This window comes from Alphaproteobacteria bacterium, from assembly GCA_033344895.1.
Lineage (GTDB): Bacteria > Pseudomonadota > Alphaproteobacteria > UBA8366 > Aestuariispiraceae > Pacificispira.
This window is the reverse complement of the sequence record JAWPMN010000001.1, coordinates 1,436,766-1,454,730: the sequence shown is the minus strand read 5'-3', so window position 1 is coordinate 1,454,730 and position 17,965 is coordinate 1,436,766. Positions and strand designations below refer to the sequence as shown.

Annotated in this window: 17 protein-coding genes; 4 read left to right on the top strand and 13 right to left on the bottom strand. The window is 65.0% G+C overall.

What is annotated here, in order from left to right:
* Positions 1–56: 56 nt before the first annotated feature.
* Complete coding sequence (locus tag R8L07_07090; GenBank protein ID MDW3205295.1) at positions 57–1,421, bottom strand: hypothetical protein; 1,365 nt, start codon at positions 1,419–1,421, stop codon at positions 57–59.
* A 169-nt stretch (positions 1,422–1,590) separates the two neighbouring features.
* Here R8L07_07090 and R8L07_07085 point away from each other — a divergent pair, with 169 nt between their 5' ends.
* Complete coding sequence (locus R8L07_07085) at positions 1,591–2,268, top strand: hypothetical protein (protein MDW3205294.1); 678 nt, start codon at positions 1,591–1,593, stop codon at positions 2,266–2,268.
* Between the two features lie 44 nt (positions 2,269–2,312).
* On the opposite strand, the gene R8L07_07080 is transcribed toward R8L07_07085, so the two are convergent.
* Both R8L07_07080 and R8L07_07075 read right to left on the bottom strand, forming a co-directional pair.
* Complete coding sequence (locus R8L07_07080; GenBank protein MDW3205293.1) at positions 2,313–3,041, bottom strand: hypothetical protein; 729 nt, start codon at positions 3,039–3,041, stop codon at positions 2,313–2,315.
* A 274-nt stretch (positions 3,042–3,315) separates the two neighbouring features.
* Positions 3,316–5,328, bottom strand: a complete 2,013-nt coding sequence (locus R8L07_07075) for an ATP-binding protein (GenBank protein ID MDW3205292.1) — start codon at positions 5,326–5,328, stop codon at positions 3,316–3,318.
* A 167-nt stretch (positions 5,329–5,495) separates the two neighbouring features.
* Here R8L07_07075 and R8L07_07070 point away from each other — a divergent pair, with 167 nt between their 5' ends.
* The 3 genes from R8L07_07070 (at position 5,496) to R8L07_07060 (ending at position 8,084) form a co-directional block, all read left to right on the top strand.
* Positions 5,496–5,927, top strand: coding sequence for an NUDIX hydrolase (locus tag R8L07_07070; GenBank protein ID MDW3205291.1), 432 nt, complete (start codon positions 5,496–5,498; stop codon positions 5,925–5,927).
* Between the two features lie 74 nt (positions 5,928–6,001).
* On the top strand, positions 6,002–7,174 hold the full coding sequence (locus R8L07_07065; protein MDW3205290.1) for a pyridoxal phosphate-dependent aminotransferase: 1,173 nt from the start codon (positions 6,002–6,004) through the stop codon (positions 7,172–7,174).
* A 103-nt stretch (positions 7,175–7,277) separates the two neighbouring features.
* A complete protein-coding gene (locus R8L07_07060; GenBank protein MDW3205289.1) occupies positions 7,278–8,084 on the top strand; it encodes a tetratricopeptide repeat protein in 807 nt (268 codons plus the stop codon).
* A 1-nt stretch (position 8,085) separates the two neighbouring features.
* Here the strand turns inward: R8L07_07060 and R8L07_07055 are convergent, their stop codons facing one another.
* From R8L07_07055 to R8L07_07010, 10 genes are all read right to left on the bottom strand, one after another.
* Positions 8,086–9,063, bottom strand: coding sequence for a type II secretion system F family protein (locus R8L07_07055; GenBank protein MDW3205288.1), 978 nt, complete (start codon positions 9,061–9,063; stop codon positions 8,086–8,088).
* 13 nt (positions 9,064–9,076) lie between these two features.
* A complete protein-coding gene (locus R8L07_07050; GenBank protein MDW3205287.1) occupies positions 9,077–10,060 on the bottom strand; it encodes a type II secretion system F family protein in 984 nt (327 codons plus the stop codon).
* A 2-nt stretch (positions 10,061–10,062) separates the two neighbouring features.
* Positions 10,063–11,718, bottom strand: a complete 1,656-nt coding sequence (locus R8L07_07045) for a CpaF family protein (GenBank protein ID MDW3205286.1) — start codon at positions 11,716–11,718, stop codon at positions 10,063–10,065.
* Positions 11,706–12,914 (bottom strand): hypothetical protein, encoded by a 1,209-nt coding sequence (locus R8L07_07040; GenBank protein ID MDW3205285.1) that lies wholly within the window; start codon positions 12,912–12,914, stop codon positions 11,706–11,708. Before R8L07_07040 ends, R8L07_07045 begins: the two co-directional genes overlap by 13 nt.
* Before the next feature lie 10 nt (positions 12,915–12,924).
* On the bottom strand, positions 12,925–13,512 hold the full coding sequence (locus R8L07_07035) for a CpaD family pilus assembly lipoprotein (protein ID MDW3205284.1): 588 nt from the start codon (positions 13,510–13,512) through the stop codon (positions 12,925–12,927).
* Positions 13,513–13,524: 12 nt separating this feature from the next.
* Positions 13,525–14,934, bottom strand: coding sequence for a type II and III secretion system protein family protein (locus R8L07_07030; protein ID MDW3205283.1), 1,410 nt, complete (start codon positions 14,932–14,934; stop codon positions 13,525–13,527).
* Positions 14,931–15,842 carry a Flp pilus assembly protein CpaB gene (gene cpaB, locus R8L07_07025; GenBank protein MDW3205282.1) on the bottom strand — a complete coding sequence of 304 codons (912 nt, stop codon included), beginning with the start codon at positions 15,840–15,842 and terminating at the stop codon, positions 14,931–14,933. The genes R8L07_07030 and cpaB overlap by 4 nt, the downstream gene beginning before the upstream one ends.
* Positions 15,843–15,856: 14 nt before the next feature.
* Positions 15,857–16,372: a prepilin peptidase gene (locus R8L07_07020; protein ID MDW3205281.1), complete on the bottom strand. Its 516-nt coding sequence runs from the start codon at positions 16,370–16,372 to the stop codon at positions 15,857–15,859.
* A gap of 123 nt (positions 16,373–16,495) precedes the next feature.
* Positions 16,496–16,738, bottom strand: coding sequence for a Flp family type IVb pilin (locus R8L07_07015; GenBank protein MDW3205280.1), 243 nt, complete (start codon positions 16,736–16,738; stop codon positions 16,496–16,498).
* 379 nt (positions 16,739–17,117) lie between these two features.
* On the bottom strand, positions 17,118–17,951 hold the full coding sequence (locus tag R8L07_07010) for a serine protease (GenBank protein ID MDW3205279.1): 834 nt from the start codon (positions 17,949–17,951) through the stop codon (positions 17,118–17,120).
* Positions 17,952–17,965 lie beyond the last annotated feature (14 nt).

Here is a 17,965-nt window from a genome sequence, read left to right as displayed (position 1 = left end):
TTTCCGTTACGTATACGTACGTAGGGGAAACGCTTTCCCCGGTGGTTCCCCGACCCTTAGTTAAGGGATACGGAGGAGTTGCCCCGGGACATTCCCGGGTACGGTCCCGGGCTCATTCCCGGGCACGTTTCTGCGGTCCCGGGGAAGTTCCCGGGGCCTTGTGTTCGCGAATCCAGGTCTGATTGTCCGAAGTCCCATCCGTCCGGATCTCCCGTGGACGGATTTGGGTCCGGTGGTCGGTCCCTCTCCGGGACAGTTGTCGTTGTAGTGTGCCTCATAGGGGCGTCGCCTTCGGCGGCGCGCCGGTCGGTGTCGACGCGGGTCCGGAATATGGCCCGGGCGTCCGTTACGGTGTCCTGGAGGCGGTTCCGGCGGATCAGGTCTTCAAAGTCGCCGTCATAGTTCTGGACGATCAGGCACGGCTCCATGCGCCGGGTGAATTTCGGCATGGGGCGGGTGATCGCCAGGACCCGGTTGTCTTCCGGCAGGCTGTCTGACGGCTCCGGGCGCTCCTGGGCGTCCTTGCGCTCCGTCACGCGCCATATCCACCGGTCGTCGACCGTGGGCACCAGGACAAGCTTCTGACGGTTCTCCCGAAGCTTCCGGCGGAAGATGCGCAGTGATCCGAGAGGGTGGAAGAACTTCAGGCCGCGTTCCCGAATTTCGGTCAGCTCACCATCCGGGCCGATCCGCATTGCGACCTCGCCCGTCTCCGGATCGATTTTTGGCCGGCCACCAGCGATCTGGAGGAACAGTTCGCCCAACTCTTCGTCGGTCAGTGCCTCGAACTCCTGGGGCTTGAAGACGTATTTGACCACTTCCGCCGGCTTCTGGACCGGGCTGTCATGGACGTAGCCCTTGGGGAAGTATCCCCGGGCGAAGTCCAGGAACTCCCGCCAGCGTTTCGCGCCCAGGTGACGCCGGCATTTGAACAAGACATGGCTATGCAGGTTCAGCATCGCCGTGTCGTCGTCATCCCGCTGAATGGTGTTCTCGACGTTGTAGAACTCAACGTCGATCCCGAGGCCTTTCAGCTTCGGATGCGCGGCGAATTTCGACATGAGGCGGGTATGCGCCTTGTGGCATGCGCGATAGCGGCGCAGCGGCACCCACCCGCCGGATACGACCAGCATCCGCAGCCGGCCGCGCTTCGTCACGTCGAACAGGTAGCGGACGCTTTTCAGCATGTCGTGGACGTTCCGCGACTGCGGTGCCGGCAACATGTTGCAGTTTCGGAAGGGATGGACGCGGACGGCCTGGCCCGTGACCAGGCCAACAATCGCCGTCTGGCGGCCATAGGTGCGGCCATCGATCCCGACGCGCTCCAGACGTGCGATCAGGTCTTCGGTCTGCTCTTTCAGAAGCCGTTCGCGGCGCTGCCCATCGAGGAAGGTATCGCGAGCGACCTCGCGGCCGATCATCGCTTCACCGATTTCCTTTGCGGTGATTTCCTTCGGGCCGGCGTTCCAACCGTAGTCGTCCCGACTAGTGATCGCTTTGGGAGTGGGAAGAGCTTGGGGACTCCCTCTACGTGGACAAAAGGCCGTTGACGGCAAAACGCCGCTTGCGAGACAATCAAGCGATGAAGCCATGGCTCATCTCCTGATCCCAAAGAGCACTCACATCATGCGTTGGAAGTCCTTGATTGCCGTCTTCTCTGTTCTTGCGGTCTTTGCCGTGGCAGCTGCTGGCTTCGTTTCCCTGCTCCTGCTGGGGCAATTCTCCGCGACGTTCGACGCAGCCGTTGACCGATATCAAACTTTGATCGGAGGGCTTTACGGTGCGTTTGCGGCAATCTTTACAGCCGCTACCGTTGCTTGGACGACTTTGGCACCGCTTGAAGCCCGTCGGACAAGGGAACTTCGGGACGAGCAAATTGCAGAGACCGCCGACGCTTGTGGAATTCGTGTGGCGGTCGCGGAACTCTACCGGGAAATTACCTTTAACAAAAAACGCGCCGAACAGGGGGGGGACGGAACAAGTTTCAAAATCCCCGAAATACTTAGAGATAGAGATGTCATCAAAACACAAGAGCCAGAAATACAAATCCGTATTGGCGCTCTTGTGGAAGACGCTTTTGTAATGAATGATGTGATTACAGGAAGCATACCTGATGAGTTGCGCGAAAAAGGCGTCTCTATGATCGACGCGATGGAAGATAATGCTAGGCGACTTCAAGGTAAAATAAGCAACGTTATTCAAAGTAGTTTGGATAAGACGGGTGACGGGGATTGGTATAGGGAGTTTCTCAATAAGAGGTCTTATTGAGTGTCCCGCTCTGAATTTGATTTCGCGCTCTAAAAATTTGGAAGTCATGACACGCTGCCTTTGTCGCAGCACTCGCCAGAGGGGGAAGCGGGGGCCTTGCCCCCACACCCCCGCGTCTCGCCGACGGGCAGGGGTACAGGCAGAGAAGGGGCGGCGTTGCCGCTCCCTTCACTTCCTGACCCCTGTGGCGACGGTGGGGGCGTCTCCGGGGCGTCAAGACCCTCCCGCCGCGCCTTGGCGGCGCGGTCTCCCGAGGAGGGTCTGGACTCCCCTCCGTCGCCTGGAGCGGGGATCAGCTTTTTGAGCCGGTTGGCAACCGTCGATCTGGAAACGCCGGTGCATGTCTCGATCTGGCGGAGCGAGTAGCCTATGCCATGGAGGCGGAGAATTTCACGGTCGCGGCCGCGCAGGTAATCGGCCTTGGCGATCCGGCCGAGGGCGCGGGCGACAGGTGCGGTCAGGCCTCGCTCCGAGGCGACGCGAGACCAGACCACATTCGCGGGCAGGCCCTCGAATTTGAGGCGGTCCACTTCCGCCAGGATCGCGCAGCCGAGTTTCAGGTTCTCGGTGCGCTTCGCCGCAGCCTTGGCTTCCATTTCCCGCCGCCGGCCCTGCTCTTCGCGCGTCGCGGCCAATCGCGGATCGATCCGTAAGGCGACGGTCGACAACAGGCTTTCCAGGGCCTCCCAGGACATGACCAGGGACAGGCGGCAGCCGTTGCCGTGTTCTTCGATTTCGAGGGAGAAGTCTTCGCTGGTCAGCCGATCAACCATGGTCGCGGCCTCCCGTTTCGGAGGCGCGCCGCACGGCCGCGTTTCGGGACCGCGGTCCCGATTGGCTGTCGTGGCATGTTGTAAGGTGCGGAAATCCGGTGTTGCCGGTTGTCGTTACTTGCGGTCCAAGTCGCTCTTTGAGGGGCTGTTCTGAGCGGCTGGCAGTGTAGAGGTCAGCGGTTCGATCCCGCTTGGCTCCACCATCGAAACCCTCCGGGAAACCGGGGGGTTTCGTCGTTTCTGAGGCACGTCACGGTGTTTGTGGTCGGCGGATTTACTCCGCCGCTGTCGGCTCTACCGGGGTTGCGCCGGGCAGGGTGACGGTGACCCTGGTGCCCTTGCCCATCTGGCTTTCGAAGGCGATGCGGCCGCCCATGGCCTCGGCGAGGCGCTTGGTGATGGCGAGGCCGAGGCCGACGCCTTCTTCGTTGGCCTGATAGACCGCGTCGCCCTTGGCGAAGGGCTCGCCCAGCAGCGGCAGGCGGTCCGGCGGGATGCCGATGCCGGTATCCTTGACCGAAATGGCGATCATGCCGTCGGCGGCCGGCGCGGTCGTGACCGTGACGCGGCCGTCCGGCGGCGTGAACTTCAGCGCGTTGCCGACGATGTTGATCAGGATCTGCTGGATCGCCCGTTCGTCGCCGACCACCACCGGCGCCGGTTCCGGCACGTCCCAGACCAGGCGGGGCCCGGGGCCCCCTTTCCCGGTTCGGGCGCCGGTCAGGCTGGGCAGGGTTTCGATCGCATCGCCCAGATCCACCGGCAGGCTGGCCAGGTCCAGGGCATCGTTGTTGATCCGCGCCAGATCCAGCATGTCGTTGATCAGGTCCAGCAGATGCCGGGCGCTGTAGTGGACATCCTCCAGATACTGATCGCGCTTTTCCGCCGTCAGGCGGACGACATTGCTGCGCATCAGATCGGTGAAGCCGATGATCGCGTTCAGCGGCGTGCGCAATTCGTGGCTGAGGGTGGCGAGGAACCGGTCCTTCGCGGCGTTGGCTTCCTTTGCCTCGGCCAGACGGCGACCCAGTTCGGCCTTGTTTTCGATGTCGCGGGTCACGTCCCAGTTCAGACCGATGACGGACGCCACGGCGCCGGAATCGTCCCGGCTTGGCTCGGCATAGGCCTGAATCCATCGCGGCGCGCCGTCATTGCCGCGCCGGATGCGGAACAACCGCTGGAAGCGCGTGCCGTTTTCGATACTGAGATTGAGCGCGGCTTCCGTCGGCTGTACGTCTTCGGGATGACAGACCGCGCGCCAGTCGTCGATATGGTTGCCGAATGTTTCGGGATCGACGCCGAAAATCCGGAACATCTGATCGTTCCAGTCCAGACCATGGGTTTTGGGATCGTATTCCCAGACCCCGATCGCGCCGCTGTCGACCGCAAGGTTCATGCGTTGGGCATGACGCCGGATCTCGCGATTGATCCGGGCGAGCCGCCCATAGACCAGCGCCAGAGGCAGCGGGAAGACCAGGACGGACAGCGCAAGGGCGATCAGCAGCGGCCGGGACCGGTTCACCCAGGCCGCCAATCCGGCCTCGGACGAGAAACCGGCCACCAGCGTCAGATCGGCAACCCGGGACCGGTTCCAGGCAATGACCATGGAAGGCGCCCGCCCGTCCATGTCCCGCGTGACCATGATTCCGGCCCGCTCCAGCCGGCCGGCGACAGCGTCGCTCAGGCGGGTTTGCAGGCCGGTATTCGGGCCGATCGACATCCAGACATCGCCATTGTCCCGGACCATGGAGACCTCGGCGCCCGCGGGCCAGTCCGCATTGCGCCACCAGCCCAGGATCTGGTCGACATCGATGCACAGGCCGCCGAAACGGGCCGATCCCATGGCGCCGAACCGTACCGTCAGGGCCGCCCGCAGCGCCCCTTCGGTGCCGGACGGCGCCGCCGGGCCCAGGGCCGTTCCCAGGCGCGCGGTCCTGTGATGCCAGTCCGGATTGGGGCAGGATGCCAGCGCACCGCCGCCCTTCGGGTCGGCCTGCATTTCCTCTGGGATCGCTACCGCGCGGCAATCGGCCCCGGACAGCTCGTAGCAGGAAATCCGGAGCTGCGTTGCGGCGGCCAGCCGGGCAACGGCGATATGGCCGTTCAGATGGGCGTCGGTGGCAAGCGTGACTTCCTGCAGCAACTGCTTTAGGCGGGTTTCCGTCAGAGAGATGAATTGGTGATAGGAGAAGGTTGCGATCAGGCTTCCCAGAAGCAACACGATCGCTGTGGTGATGAGCCAGACGCTCCACGAAACTCGGCGAAAACGCCGATCGCGATACATCATGATATCCCCGCCCCGAGCGCGCCGATTTGGCAGGCGCGCAATCCCGGGCAAAATAAGAGTAGTCAACAGCTGTTAAGGTAAGACTAAAAATATCCCAGAAATCGGGTATTGAGCTTTTTCCGTCAAATTCCGCCTGAAGAACGGCAAGAAAACAATGAGAGGTCGCGGTGCCGGAAAAACTACCAACACTTGGCGTGGGCACGGTCGTGATTCGCAACGCTGCGGACGGACCCGAAATTCTACTGGTCCGGCGCGGCAAGGCGCCGCGCAAGGGGCAATGGTCGATACCGGGTGGCCGGCAGGAATGGGGCGAGACGGCCCGTCAGGCGGCCGCGCGTGAAGTGCGGGAGGAAACCGGAATCGAGGTTGAGATTGTCGCCCTGATCGACGTGATCGATGCGCTCAACGCCCTCCCCGACGGCACCTTGTCCCATCACTATACTCTGATTGATTTCGTGGCCCGCCCGATCGGAGGGTACCTGCAGGCCGGAGACGATGCCGATGAAGCGCGCTGGGTCGCGGCGGAGGAGGTCGATGGCATGCTGGAATGGGACGAGACGCGCCGGATCGTTCGGCGGGCGCTGGAGATGGTCGACTGACGTCTTGCAAGGCGGGGCGACCTGGGCCAGCATCCCGGCGCCCGCGCGCGATACAATTCAGGGAACATAACGTCATGCCGATCGGCCACATCCGGCCCGCCGTCGCGGGTATCGAGGAACAGCAGATTCTCGCCGTCTCCAAGCTGGCCCTGGGGGACCCTTCGGTCATAGCGATGTGGTATGGCGAAAGCGATCTCTCGACCGACACCCGGATCCGGGAGGTCGCGATCAATTCCCTGAATGCCGGGGAAACCTTCTATGGCCACAAGCGGGGTCTGCCGGAATTCCAGACGGCGCTGGCCGACTACATGTCGGATCTGTACGACCGCCCGATCGGCGCGGACCGGGTGTCGGTGACCCAATCGGGCATGTCGGCCATCATGATGATCTTCCAGACCATCCTGGATCCGGGTGACAACGCCGTCATCGTCGGCCCGGTCTGGCCGAATGCACAGTCGGTCGTACGCGCCCTGGCCGGGGAGCCGCGCTACGCCGTCCTGGACAATGACGAGGCGCGCGGCTGGCATCTCGACCTGGAGAAGGTCTATGCCCAATGCGACGACCGGACCCGGGCAATTTTCGTAAACACCCCGAACAATCCGACCGGCTGGGTCATGCCGCTGGACCAGATGCGCGAACTGCTGGAATTCGCCCGGGAGCGGGGAATCTGGATCGTGTCGGACGAGGTCTATGCCCGCATGGTCTATGACGGCCGCGCCGCGCCCAGCTTTCTGGAAATCGCCGAGCCGGATGACCCGGTCCTGTCGGTGAACAGCTTCTCCAAGAGCTGGGCCATGACCGGCTGGCGCATCGGCTGGATCACCCACCCCCCACAGCTGGGCGAATTGCTGGGGAACATGATCGAGTTCAACTATTCCTGCGTCCCGACCTTCCTGCAGCGTGGCGGCGTTCATGCGGTCGAGCAGGGGGAGAGCGCTGTTGCCACGATGATCGATCATTGCCGGACCGGACGGGCGATCTGCAGTCAGCGCCTGCCGACCCTGCCCCATGTCAGCGGCTACCGGGAGCCGGATGCCAGTTTCTATGGCTTCTTCCGGATCGACGGAACCGCCGACCGCACGCTGGAAACCTGTCAGCGGCTGGTCCGGGAAGCGAAGGTCGGCATCGCGCCCGGTACCGCGTTCGGTCCTGGGGCGGAGGGCTGGTACCGGCTGTGTTTCGCACTGTCGCCGGATCGCCTGTCCCAGGCCTTCGACAGGCTGGAAACCGGACTGGCGAATCTGTAGCAGATAGCCGAGATTTTAGCTGAAATACCAAATACTTCCCGGGCGATATTCGTTGACGGGAATGCATGCTGCGTGGCCAGAATGGTTGCTGGAGGTACGCGGTATGAAAAAGTTCGGATATCTGCGCGGTACGGCCGTGGCGCTCAGCCTCGGGCTGTTGACCGGATGCGTGACGGATATGGAAGCCAAGATGGCCGCCGGGTCGCCGACGGTCCCGGCGCTGATGAAGGCGGGGGATTCCCGGCGTGTCAGCGGCGACCTGCCGGGCGCGGCGGCGCTCTATCGCAGCGCCCATGAGGCCGGCCCCGATGAGGCCGTGCCACTGATCCGGCTGGGGGAGACCCTATCTGCGGCCGGGGCGCATGTGGATGCGGCGGAGGCGTTCCGCGCCGCGCTGCTCCGGGCGCCCGACGACCACAACGCCATGCGGGGGCTTGCCAACGCGCTGGTCGGGCTGGGTCAGCCGGCCTTGGCCATTCCTTATTTCGAGCAGGCCCTGGCGCGGGCGCCGGATGATTGGCGTGCCGATCTCGGACTGGGGGTCGCGCATGACCTTTCCGGTGATCCCGCTGCGGCGCAGGCGCGCTACCGTGCCGGCCTTGCCAAGGCACCGGACAATCCGGATCTGATGAACAATCTGGGGCTTTCCCAGGCGCTGGCAGGCGATACGCAGGCCGCGGTTCCCCTGCTGGAAGGGCTGATGCAGGTGCATGACCGCGATGCCCGTTATCGCAGTACGTTGGCCATCGCCTATGCCCTGGATGGGCAGGAACAGGCGGCCGCGCGCCTGATGGGTGAAACCGAGACGGCAGAGACCGTGACTCGAAATCTCTCGGTCCTGCGCATGGTCCGCGCATTGCCCGACCACGCCCGGAAGGCCCTGGCGATACAGACCGTCTATTCGGGATAGCTCACAGGGTGATCAGGGCATCGATGGTCTTCAGGATGCCCGGCCCGATCAGGACGATGAACAGGGCGGGCAGTATGAAGAGCACCATCGGTACCGTCAGCACGGCGGGCAGGCGCGCTGCCTTTTCCTCCGCCTTCATCAAACGCTGATCGCGCATCTCCGCCGCCAGGACACGCAGCGACTGGGCCAGCGGCGTGCCATACTGTTCCGCCTGGGCCAGCGTGCCGGTCAGGGCCGACACGCCGGGCAGGTCGGTGCGCCGGTCCAGATTGGCCAGCGCCGCGCGGCGCTCCGGCAGGAAACCCAGTTCGACCGCCGTCAGTTCGAACTCGTCCGCCAGTTCCGGGCAGCCGGATCGGAATTCCCGCGCGACGCGCTGGAAGGCGGAATCCAGGTTCAATCCCGCTTCCGTACAGATCACCATCAGATCCAGCGCGTCCGGCAGGGCACGGCGCAGAACGGTCTTTCGGCGGTCCGACTGATTCTTGCAATAGGTGTCCGGTGCGATGTAGCCCGCACCGACCGCCAGGCAGGACAGGGCCAGCTTCAGCAAGGGCGGCAGATCGCCGGCGATCTGCAGGACATAGACCAGAAAGGCGGCGATCAGACCGAAGACGGCGGGCAGGATCATCTTCGCGGCCAGAAAGACGGCAATGGCGTCACGCGACCGGATGCCCGCGCGTTCCAGCTTCAACTGCGCTTCCTGCGCCTGGGCGCTGCCCATCAGGCGGAACCGGTGCACCAGGCTCTTGGCAAGGCTCAACCCCGTTGGGGCGAAGCCCCGGCGCTCCGGGGATTTGATGGTGCGGCCCAGATCGGCCCGGCGTTCCAGGAGCGCCCGGGCGCGCCGGTTGGATGGCCCGCGCTCGGTCAGGGAGATCCAGAGCGCCGCGACCCCGGCGGCGGCGGCGGTTCCGGTGGCGGCCAGAAGGGCGGTCTCGCCGGTGGCGGCCGCGATGATCTGTTCCGCTATGGCCATCGCCTGTTCCCCTTCAGATGTCGAACTTGACCATCTTCATCATCACCGCCGCGCCGATCGCGATGCTGGTCAGGCCGCAGGCGACCATGATCAGGCCCCGCGGGTCGCTGAACAGCAGCATGACGTAGTCGCGATTGACGATGTAGATCGCAGCGGACACGGCAAAGGGCAGAGAGCCGATGATATAGGCGCTGGCCCTGGCCTCCGACGAGACGGCGCGGATCTTCAGCTTCATCTGGCGTCGCTTGCGCAGAATGTCCGACAGGTTCTGCAGTGTTTCGGTCAGGTTGCCGCCGGTTTCCTTCTGGATCGACAGGGTGATCCCCAGAAAGCGCAGTTCGGGCACCGACATGCTCTCCGACACCCTGGCGATGGCGTCCTCGACCGAATGGCCGATGCGCACGAGGTCGACCACCTCGCGGAAGATGCCGGCCACGGGTTCCGGCGCCTCCCGGCCGACGGCGGACAGCGACTCGCTGACCGGCAGGCCGGCCTTCAATCCGCGCACCACGATATCGATGCCTTCGGGCAGGTTTGTCAGGAAACGGGTCTCGCGGCTGCTGATCCGGTTCGACAGGAACATGTGCGGCAGCAGCAGCGCCGCGCCCAGCCCGCCCAGCAGTATGACCCCGACCGGCATGCCAAAGAACAAGAACGCGGCCGCCGCGACACATCCGACCGTGACGGACAGGGCGATATAGCGCCTGGGATCGGGCTTGTATCCGGCGCGGGACAGGCGGCGCACCAACTGGCTGCGGCGCGGCAGCAGACCGGACAGGACGCCGGAACTCGGCTTGTCCCGCGTCAGGCGAACGGCCTCCACCGCGGCGCGGGATTCCGGCGCGGCGCGGGCCACGACGCGGGACAGGCGAAGGTTCCGGGCCCGCCGACTTCGGTCGAGGGCGGTCATCACGGCGAGCCCGAGGGCCAGCCCGGCGACCAGGGCGAGGCCGAGCAGCCCCAGTTCCAACCAGTCGCTGGAGAGGCCCGCCGACATGGTCAGATCACCGCGTCCAGCAAGGGACGTTCCAGACCGTAATAGCCGGCCTTGTCGGTGAAGGCCGGGCGCAGGCCGGCCGGTTCGAAAGTGCCGATCAGCTTGCCGTCGGCGCCCTCGCCTTCATAACGATAGCGGAACAGTTCCTGCGTCGTGATGATGTCGCCTTCCATGCCGACGACTTCCGTGATGCTGGTGACCCGGCGTACGCCGTCGCGCATGCGGCTGACCTGCACGATCATGTCGATGGCGGCGACGATCTGGGTCCGTACCGCTTTGGGCGGCAGGCTCGCCCCGGACATGCCGACCATGTTTTCCAGGCGTGTCAGCGCCTCGCGCGGATTGTTGGCGTGCAGGGTGCACATCGATCCTTCATGACCGGTATTCATGGCCTGCAGCATGTCCAGCGCCTCGCCGCCGCGCACCTCGCCCAGGATGATCCGGTCCGGTCGCATGCGCAGCGCGTTCTTGACCAGGCCGCGCATGGTGACCTCGCCCTTGCCCTCCAGATTCGGCGGACGGGTTTCCAGGCGCACGACATGGGGTTGCTGCAACTGAAGCTCGGCGGCGTCCTCGATCGTCACCACCCGCTCGCCGGTATCGATCATCCGGCTCAACGCATTCAGCAGGGTGGTCTTGCCGGACCCGGTTCCGCCGGAGATCAGGATGTTCAGCCGCGCGCGCGACGCGATCTGCAGGACCCGCATCATGGCGTCCGACAGGTTCGCCTGCCGCGCCATGACTTCCAGTGTGATCTTCTTCTCGGCAAATTTCCGGATCGAGATGGACGCCCCGTCGATGGCCAGGGGCGGCACGATGATGTTGACGCGGCTGCCGTCTTCCAGGCGCGCGTCGCACATCGGCGAACTTTCATCGACGCGCCGGCCGATGCGGTTGACGATGCGCTGGGCGATGGACAGCAGGTGCTTGCCGTCGCGGAAGGCGACATCGGTCAGGATCAGCTTGCCGTGCCGTTCGACATAGACCTGCTTCGGGCCGTTCACCAGAATGTCGGTGATCGACGGGTCGTCCAGCAACGGATCCAGCGGCCCCAGCCCCAGCATGTCGTTGACCAGTTGGGTGACCACGTCGCGCTGTTCCGCGCCGTTCAACTGCAGCCCCAGTTCCCGCAGGAGTTCCGGCAGCATGCGTCCGACCTCCAGGGCCAGTTCCGGGCGGGGCAGTTTCACCGCCGCGGCGGGGTCGATCCGTTCCATGAAAGGCCCCCGCAGCCGCCCCAGCGCCTCCGCCACGCCTTCGCGGCTGGTCGTCAGTTCGTCGCGCCGGGCGGGGGCCGGTCTTTGCGCCGGCTGGGCCGTCGGTGCCGGCATGTCCATCGCCGATGTCTGACCCGATGCAGGATCAGATGTCGGGGTCTTGCCGGCCAGATACCCGTTCAGCAGTGCCGTCGTCAGGTTGCGGCGCTGCAGGGCGTTCAGCGCCAGACCGGTCTGGTCGAGATATCGGTCGACTTGCGCCCGCACCATATTGGCCTGATCCGGACGGTCCGCAGGGGCGGTCCCGGCGTCGGTCTGGGCATTCAGGAGTTCGCGAATCTGATCCTGCAGCCGGTCGCGCAGTTCCATCAGATCCGGCAGGCCGCCATCGTGCGGATGGCGCCGCGCCGCCCGGCTGGCAATGTCGTCTACCAGAGCCATTTGCGTTTCGCTCCAGTCTTGCGGACGCCATCCGTCGGGCTGGCGGGGACCGCCCGCTCCGCGATGTTGCGGACAGCGCGGGAATAGGCGTGTTTCGGTCTCAGCTTCGACACGACGGGTTTGCCGTCGGAAGCTGCCGCCGCTGCGGCCCGGCTGTCCAACGGTACAAGCCAGTCAACCGCGCATTCGCAGGCGCGCTCGAATTCCCGCCTTTCGATGGGCGGCGGACCGGAGGGCGGAACCGTGCCGATCAGTGTCACGGCCGTGTCCGGGGCGCTTTCCCGACACAGCGTCCGAAGGCGGATCGAATCGCGCAGGCCTCCCAGGCTCAGATCGGTGACCAGAACCACCTCGTCCGCCCTGCGGATCAGGTCGCGGGCGGCGGGCAGCATGCCGCGCGGCAGATCGACCAGGATGGTCGGGACGCTTTCCGCCACAGCCTCGATCAGGCGCACCGGGCCGTCCGGCACCGGGACGGTTTCCAGTCCCGGATGTTCCTCCGCCCCCAGCACGAACAGGTTGTCGGTGGCATTGATCATGGCGCTGCCGACGAATAGCGGATCGATCCGCTCGGGATGCTCAAGCGCCTCCCGCAGGCCGCGTCCGGGCAACAGGTCCAGCGCCAGTGTGGCCGTGCCGAAGATCAGGTCCAGGTCGACCAGCGCGGTCTGGGTGTTCAGTTTCTCCGCTGCCCACCAGGCCGTGGAAACCGCCAGTGTGGTCGCACCGACACCGCCGCGGCAGCCCAGGAAGACCGTGACGCGCGGTTCGACCGCGGCGTCGTCGGAATTTTCCCGGGCCGGCCGGCTCGCCGGCACGCGCAGTGCGGCCAGCAGGTCGTCGTCTTCCAACGGGACGACCAGATAGTCCGAGGCGCCGGCTTCGCGCAGGCGCCGATAGGTCCGGACATCGTCCCGTCGACCGACCGCCAGCAGGCGGGCCGTGCAGCGTGCCGACAGGACGGACAATGCTTCGACCGCGTCATCCGGGTTGTCGATTTCCAGAAGGATCACCTCGGCGGCGGGGGCGTCATCGGACAGCGCGGCGGTCAGGCCGCCGGGCAGCACTTCGGCCATCGCGATGCCGCAACCGTCGGCCAGGCGGGCGAGCCCGTCGGAAATCCGGGCGTCGTCGATATAGGCGACGACGCGGTCGGGCAGGCGAGTGGCTGTTTTTCGGGTCTGTGCGTGTTCCATGGCCGTTTCCTCAATCACCCACGGTGGCCGCATCAGCCGGATCGGGGACCCATTTGATGGTGCGCTGACGATAGGCGCGGATCGCCAGAATGTCGGCGGCGGTGCCTTGTGGTCCTATGGTCTCCCGCCCGGCCAGCAGATCGTTGGGATCGGCCACCATTCGCGCCAGGTTCGATGTCTGGGAGCATCCCCAATGGGCGTCGGGTTTGTTGTCGAAATCCGCTTCGTCGGACCAGTCGCCGCAACTCGGTGGTGTCACGATCAGCCGCACGAAGGTGGCTCTGTAGGGCTTGTTCGGACCGGTTTCCCCTTCCGGTGCCGGCAGCACCCGGACCCCGGTCGCGGCAAGACGCCGTCTCAGGCTCTCCCGGGTTTCCGCCGGGGCGGTCACCACCAGTCGGTCACCATAGCGGGCGTCATTCCGGGCCAGCAGGAGGTCCAGCGCTGTATCGCCTGCAAGGCCCGGTGCAATCTCCGCGCTGTCCGTGATCGTGTCGAAGATCGGTTCCCGGCGCAGTTCCACATCGCTGCGGGTCTGGGTGGGACCGCAGGCGGTCAGCAGTCCGGCGACAAGAAGGATAAGCGTGATGGGTCTCATGGCAGTGCGTCCTCAGCGCAACAGGAATCCGCCGGGCCCTTTCAGGCCCTGGGTTCCGTCGCTGTTCAGCGGGGTTCTGTGGGAATCCGGCACGCGCGGGCTGTGGTCGGCGGCATTGGCCATCCGTTCCCGGTCGGATGCGGGCTCGAAACCGTCGGTCGGCAGTGCCAGCTTTCCGGAGGTCGGGCGCACCACATAGGGCGTCACGATGACCACCAGCTCGCTCTCGTCGCGCTGAAAATCGGTGGACCGGAACAGGGCGCCCAGGATCGGGATGTCGCCCAGCCCGGTGACCCCCGACACGTCCTGATTGGTGGTGTTCTGCAGCAGGCCCGCGATGGCGAAGCTCTGACCGCTGTTCAGGTTCACCGTAGTCGTTGCCTGGCGGACGGTCAGGGCCGGAATGTTGAACCCGTTGAAGGAAACAGCCCCGGCCGTCGCCAACTGGCTGACCTCCGTGCTGACCTTGATATGCAGGCGGCCGTCGCCCATCACCACCGGCATGAAGGCCAGGCTGACGCCGAATTTCTTGAAGACGATGGTGATCGCGCCGTCGTCGCCGTCCGGGACCGGAATCGGGAATTCGCCGCCGGCGAGGAAGTTCGCCGATTCGCCGCTCAGCGCCGTCAGGTTCGGTTCCGCCAGAACGGTAATCAAACCCTGATCGTCCAGCGCGTCGATCAGGCCGTTGACGTCGAAGCCGCTGCCGTCCTTTGCCAGCGACAGGATGCTGGATCCGTCTACCGCGCCGGAGATGAAGCCGCCGGTCGCCAGTCCGAAACTGAATTCCCCGGCAGTCTTCAGAATGTCCCAGCTGAAGCCCAGTCGCTTGGTCGTCTCGCGGCTGACCTCGGCAATGCGGACGCGCAGGTTGACCTGGTTCGGTGCCCCGACGCGCATGTGGTTCAGGATCAGCCCGTCCTCACCGATCACGGTCCGCGCCAGTTGAAAGATGTCTTCCGCGGCCTCGGCGCTGGGCACATGGCCGGAGATCACCAGCGACTGCCGGATCGATTCCAGATCGACCTGCGCATCCGGCTGAATGATGGCGATCAGTTCCTGCAGTCGCACCGTGTTGTGACGCACCTGAACACGACGCGACAGCAGCACCTCGTCGTTCTGGCCGATGACGGTCAGGGTCGTTTCACCCGCAGCCTTGCCGAACACATAGAGCAGCATCGGCGTCCGCAACTGCACATCCGCGACCTCGTCATTGGCGACGTAGACGGCGGTTGCGCGCCCGGCCAGTTGCAGCATCTCGCCCGCCCCCAGATCGAGGGCGATCGGTCCGGCGCGGCCCGGCGCGTCGGCGGTGTGGGTGTCGGCCAGGACCGGGGTCGCGACCGGCGGCGCCGCGATGCCCCATCCCGTGCCGGCGACCGCGGCCAGGGCCAGTGCCAGGGTTCGAATGCCGGGGGTCATGATCCCGTATCCCTGAACTCGACGGTCTCCGTTTCACCGCGCCGGATCACCGTGACGGTGACCTTGGGCGGGGCTGGTCTTGCCGGCGCACTCCGCACCGGTTGCGCCGGGGCGGAGATCGGGGGCAGCAGACGGCTGGCCTGGCTGTCCCAGGTGTAGGTCTGTGCGTCAGGGGAAGGGGTCGCCGTCGCCAGGGCGTCGGAATCCTGCGCCAGAGAGCGCAGAGCGAGGGACAGGCGCCCCATTCTGAGGGCGACGGCGATCACTTCGGCCGCCTTGGAATCGACTTCCAGCGTGGCCGTCTTGGCGAGGGTCGGTTCACCCTCGGTATCGTCTGTGCGCTGGTCGACGGCCAGCACCCTGATGTCGGTCAGCACGGTCTCCGTCGCCAAGCGCTTCATGCGCTGCGACAGCTCGACCTCATGGGTCAGAAGCAGGTCCACCCTGTCGCCGGGGAAGACGAAGCCCGCGATGCCGGTCGTGGCGTCGACGGGCACCGAAACCGCACGCAGCCCGGGCCGAAGCACGGCCGCCAGGAAGCCGCGGTCGCCCGGCCGGATCACGCGGCCGACGGTCAGGGGCTCCCCGGAGGTGATCGCACCGCGGATCACCGCGCCGGTCAGGCCCTCTTCGCCCATCGTCGCGCGGGTCAGATAGGTTTCAGGCAGGTTCTCGCTGGGGAACGGGGTCCAGACGAATTGATCGATATGCAGGAAAGTGCCGCTCGGCAGATCCTCCCTTGCGACCAGAACCTCGACGGTGTCGATGGTCTCGACCTGGACCGGCGTGCTGGTCTGCAACGCCAGCAGCTCTGCCCGGCGGTCCTCCAGCCAGCCGCGCGCGACCGTCACCGCGCCGAAGGCGGCGCCCCCGGCGACCAGTAGAAGAAGAAGCAGTTTGACACGCATGGCCCGTCTCCTTCTCAGACGCCGAGCGGCGGCCAGAGGCCTGCAAAGGCGAAAAGCGCGGCCGCCGCGATGGCGACGGCGTAGGGGATCTGGGCGGGCGGGTCGGGATCGACCGGCAGGCCGGCCGCCATCAGCAGAGTGCGGACCGGGCGGCTCAGCATCCACACGAATGCCAGGATGGCGCCGAACAGCAATGTCTGCAGGACCAGCGCGACGGCGACCTGAGGCCCGGTCCACAAGGCCAGGACAGCCATCAGTTTCGCATCCCCCGCGCCGAAGAAGCCGAGCGCATAGGCAGCAAAGCCGAGGGCCAGTACCGTGGCGAATGCGGCAAGATGCGTTCCGGGCGCGGCGCCGGACACCAGAATCCAAATCGCGCCGCCCGCAAACAGCGCGACAATCGTTCTGTTCGGAATGATGAAGTGGCGGAGGTCCGTCGCCGCGGCCCAGACCGTCAGTGCGATACCGGCGATCAGAACCGCGTGCCGGGCATCCCCGGACTGCCACAAGGATAGAAGTGGATCGAACATCGCTACCGGTCCCTCTCGGTGCGGGTTGATTGCAGGTCACCCGGCCGCCGGGAGGCGGGAAACGGCGCTATTATCCCCCGCGCCGAATCCCGCCCCATTCCCGACAGGGCCAGGGAAATGCGATCAGCCGCCTGTACCGCTGGTCGAGCCGTCGCCCGTGCCGCTGCCCGATCCACTGCTGGTCGCGGATTGCGCCGCGCTGTCCAGCTCGGTCTGGACGACCGTGAAGATATCGACCAGGGACGTGCCCATCAGCTGCAACGCGCCGATGGCGGCGACGGAGACCAGACCCGCGATCAGGCCGTATTCGATGGCTGTCGCCCCGGATTCGTCTTTCAGGAACTCTGTCAGTTTGTTCGTCAGCATGTTTTTGTCCTCACCTCTGCAAGACACGATTTCGGCGGACTTGCCGATTTGGTGGCTGTTTGCCGGTGTCGACATTCAAAAAGTCAGATTTGAAAAGCAATGAGTATCGAATTGGATAATGATCGAAATAGTGTTGGATTTATTCTGTAATGGAATTCAAATTATTTTCGAAATTTAGATAAATCTAACTGTATTGTTCATGTCGTTGTCACACCACAATATTTTGATTTGCGGTATGATAATATTGATAAACAATGCAAAAAATTTTGTCCTTATTAATTTATAAGCCCGTACGAAAGTTCCGCCGGGAGGTCGTTTCGTCTTCTGTTTTGGTTAAAAACGCGACGGTTTCCGCTGCATCCGACGGTGTCAGGTTACCTCATTCGACCAGACAAAAGACCTGGGCGACCGCGCCGGCACTCCGCAGAGCGTCTCCGAGCCCGTCAAATCTGCTTTCGCTTATGTCGTCCGGGGTGGGGTAGAATCGAATATCTGCCTGCCTTCTCAGGCCGGCCGCCGCCAGGGCCGCGGGAAAGCTGCGCGGGGCCGCCGTGTTGAAACGGCCTCTGCGTGGCGAGCCGGAGATCACCACGCCCGCAACCAGGCCTTCCGAAACGAAGAGGGGGCCGCCGCTGATCCCGCCCAGCGATCCCTCGAAATCCGGGAAGCGCGCGGTTTCCGCCCAGGTCAGGATCGGCTCCCGCTTGTCCTGTCGGGTGCTCCGGACCGAAACGGCGCGCCCGATCAGGGTGCCGGTCACGTCGCCCGGATTGCCCTGCGGATATCCGATTCCGTAGCCGGTTTCCCCGAGTGTCGGCAGGCGGTCGGCAAACGCCAGGGCGGGGCGCTTCAGGGTCTCGGACAGAATTGCCAGATCGGCATCCGGATGAATCCAGATCCGGTGGACGCGCACCGCATTTTCCCGGTCGCGCAGGATTCCGACCTTGCTGCACCCTTCGACGACATGACGCGCGGTCATCCATACGCCTTCGGAATCCAGGGAAAATGCTGTGCCGACGCTGTTTCCCCGGCGGTCGCTTTCCTGGACCATTACCACCGGGTCCCGGGGGCTGGGGTCGGGCAGGGCCGGGCCGGCAGGTGCCGGCCGCCGACGTTCTTCCCGCGGCTGGGAACCGTCATCGAACAGCCCCAGCAGCGAGGCCGCCAGCACCCCGAACATGATCAGCAGGGCGATGATGTCGATCGGACGCATGCGGCGGGGTCCGG

What these genes read in the sequence shown, in the direction of transcription:
- R8L07_07090 (MDW3205295.1), bottom strand. Translation starts at nt 1,421, where the DNA reads ATGATCGGCCGCGAGGTCGCTCGCGATACCTTCCTCGATGGGCAGCGC.
- R8L07_07085 (MDW3205294.1), top strand. Translation starts at nt 1,591, where the DNA reads ATGGCTCATCTCCTGATCCCAAAGAGCACTCACATCATGCGTTGGAAG.
- R8L07_07080 (MDW3205293.1), bottom strand. Translation starts at nt 3,041, where the DNA reads ATGGTTGATCGGCTGACCAGCGAAGACTTCTCCCTCGAAATCGAAGAA.
- R8L07_07075 (MDW3205292.1), bottom strand. Translation starts at nt 5,328, where the DNA reads ATGATGTATCGCGATCGGCGTTTTCGCCGAGTTTCGTGGAGCGTCTGG.
- R8L07_07065 (MDW3205290.1), top strand. Translation starts at nt 6,002, where the DNA reads ATGCCGATCGGCCACATCCGGCCCGCCGTCGCGGGTATCGAGGAACAG.
- R8L07_07060 (MDW3205289.1), top strand. Translation starts at nt 7,278, where the DNA reads ATGAAAAAGTTCGGATATCTGCGCGGTACGGCCGTGGCGCTCAGCCTC.
- R8L07_07055 (MDW3205288.1), bottom strand. Translation starts at nt 9,063, where the DNA reads ATGGCCATAGCGGAACAGATCATCGCGGCCGCCACCGGCGAGACCGCC.
- R8L07_07050 (MDW3205287.1), bottom strand. Translation starts at nt 10,060, where the DNA reads ATGTCGGCGGGCCTCTCCAGCGACTGGTTGGAACTGGGGCTGCTCGGC.
- R8L07_07045 (MDW3205286.1), bottom strand. Translation starts at nt 11,718, where the DNA reads ATGGCTCTGGTAGACGACATTGCCAGCCGGGCGGCGCGGCGCCATCCG.
- R8L07_07040 (MDW3205285.1), bottom strand. Translation starts at nt 12,914, where the DNA reads ATGGAACACGCACAGACCCGAAAAACAGCCACTCGCCTGCCCGACCGC.
- R8L07_07035 (MDW3205284.1), bottom strand. Translation starts at nt 13,512, where the DNA reads ATGAGACCCATCACGCTTATCCTTCTTGTCGCCGGACTGCTGACCGCC.
- R8L07_07030 (MDW3205283.1), bottom strand. Translation starts at nt 14,934, where the DNA reads ATGACCCCCGGCATTCGAACCCTGGCACTGGCCCTGGCCGCGGTCGCC.
- cpaB (MDW3205282.1), bottom strand. Translation starts at nt 15,842, where the DNA reads ATGCGTGTCAAACTGCTTCTTCTTCTACTGGTCGCCGGGGGCGCCGCC.
- R8L07_07020 (MDW3205281.1), bottom strand. Translation starts at nt 16,372, where the DNA reads ATGTTCGATCCACTTCTATCCTTGTGGCAGTCCGGGGATGCCCGGCAC.
- R8L07_07015 (MDW3205280.1), bottom strand. Translation starts at nt 16,738, where the DNA reads ATGCTGACGAACAAACTGACAGAGTTCCTGAAAGACGAATCCGGGGCG.
- R8L07_07010 (MDW3205279.1), bottom strand. Translation starts at nt 17,951, where the DNA reads ATGCGTCCGATCGACATCATCGCCCTGCTGATCATGTTCGGGGTGCTG.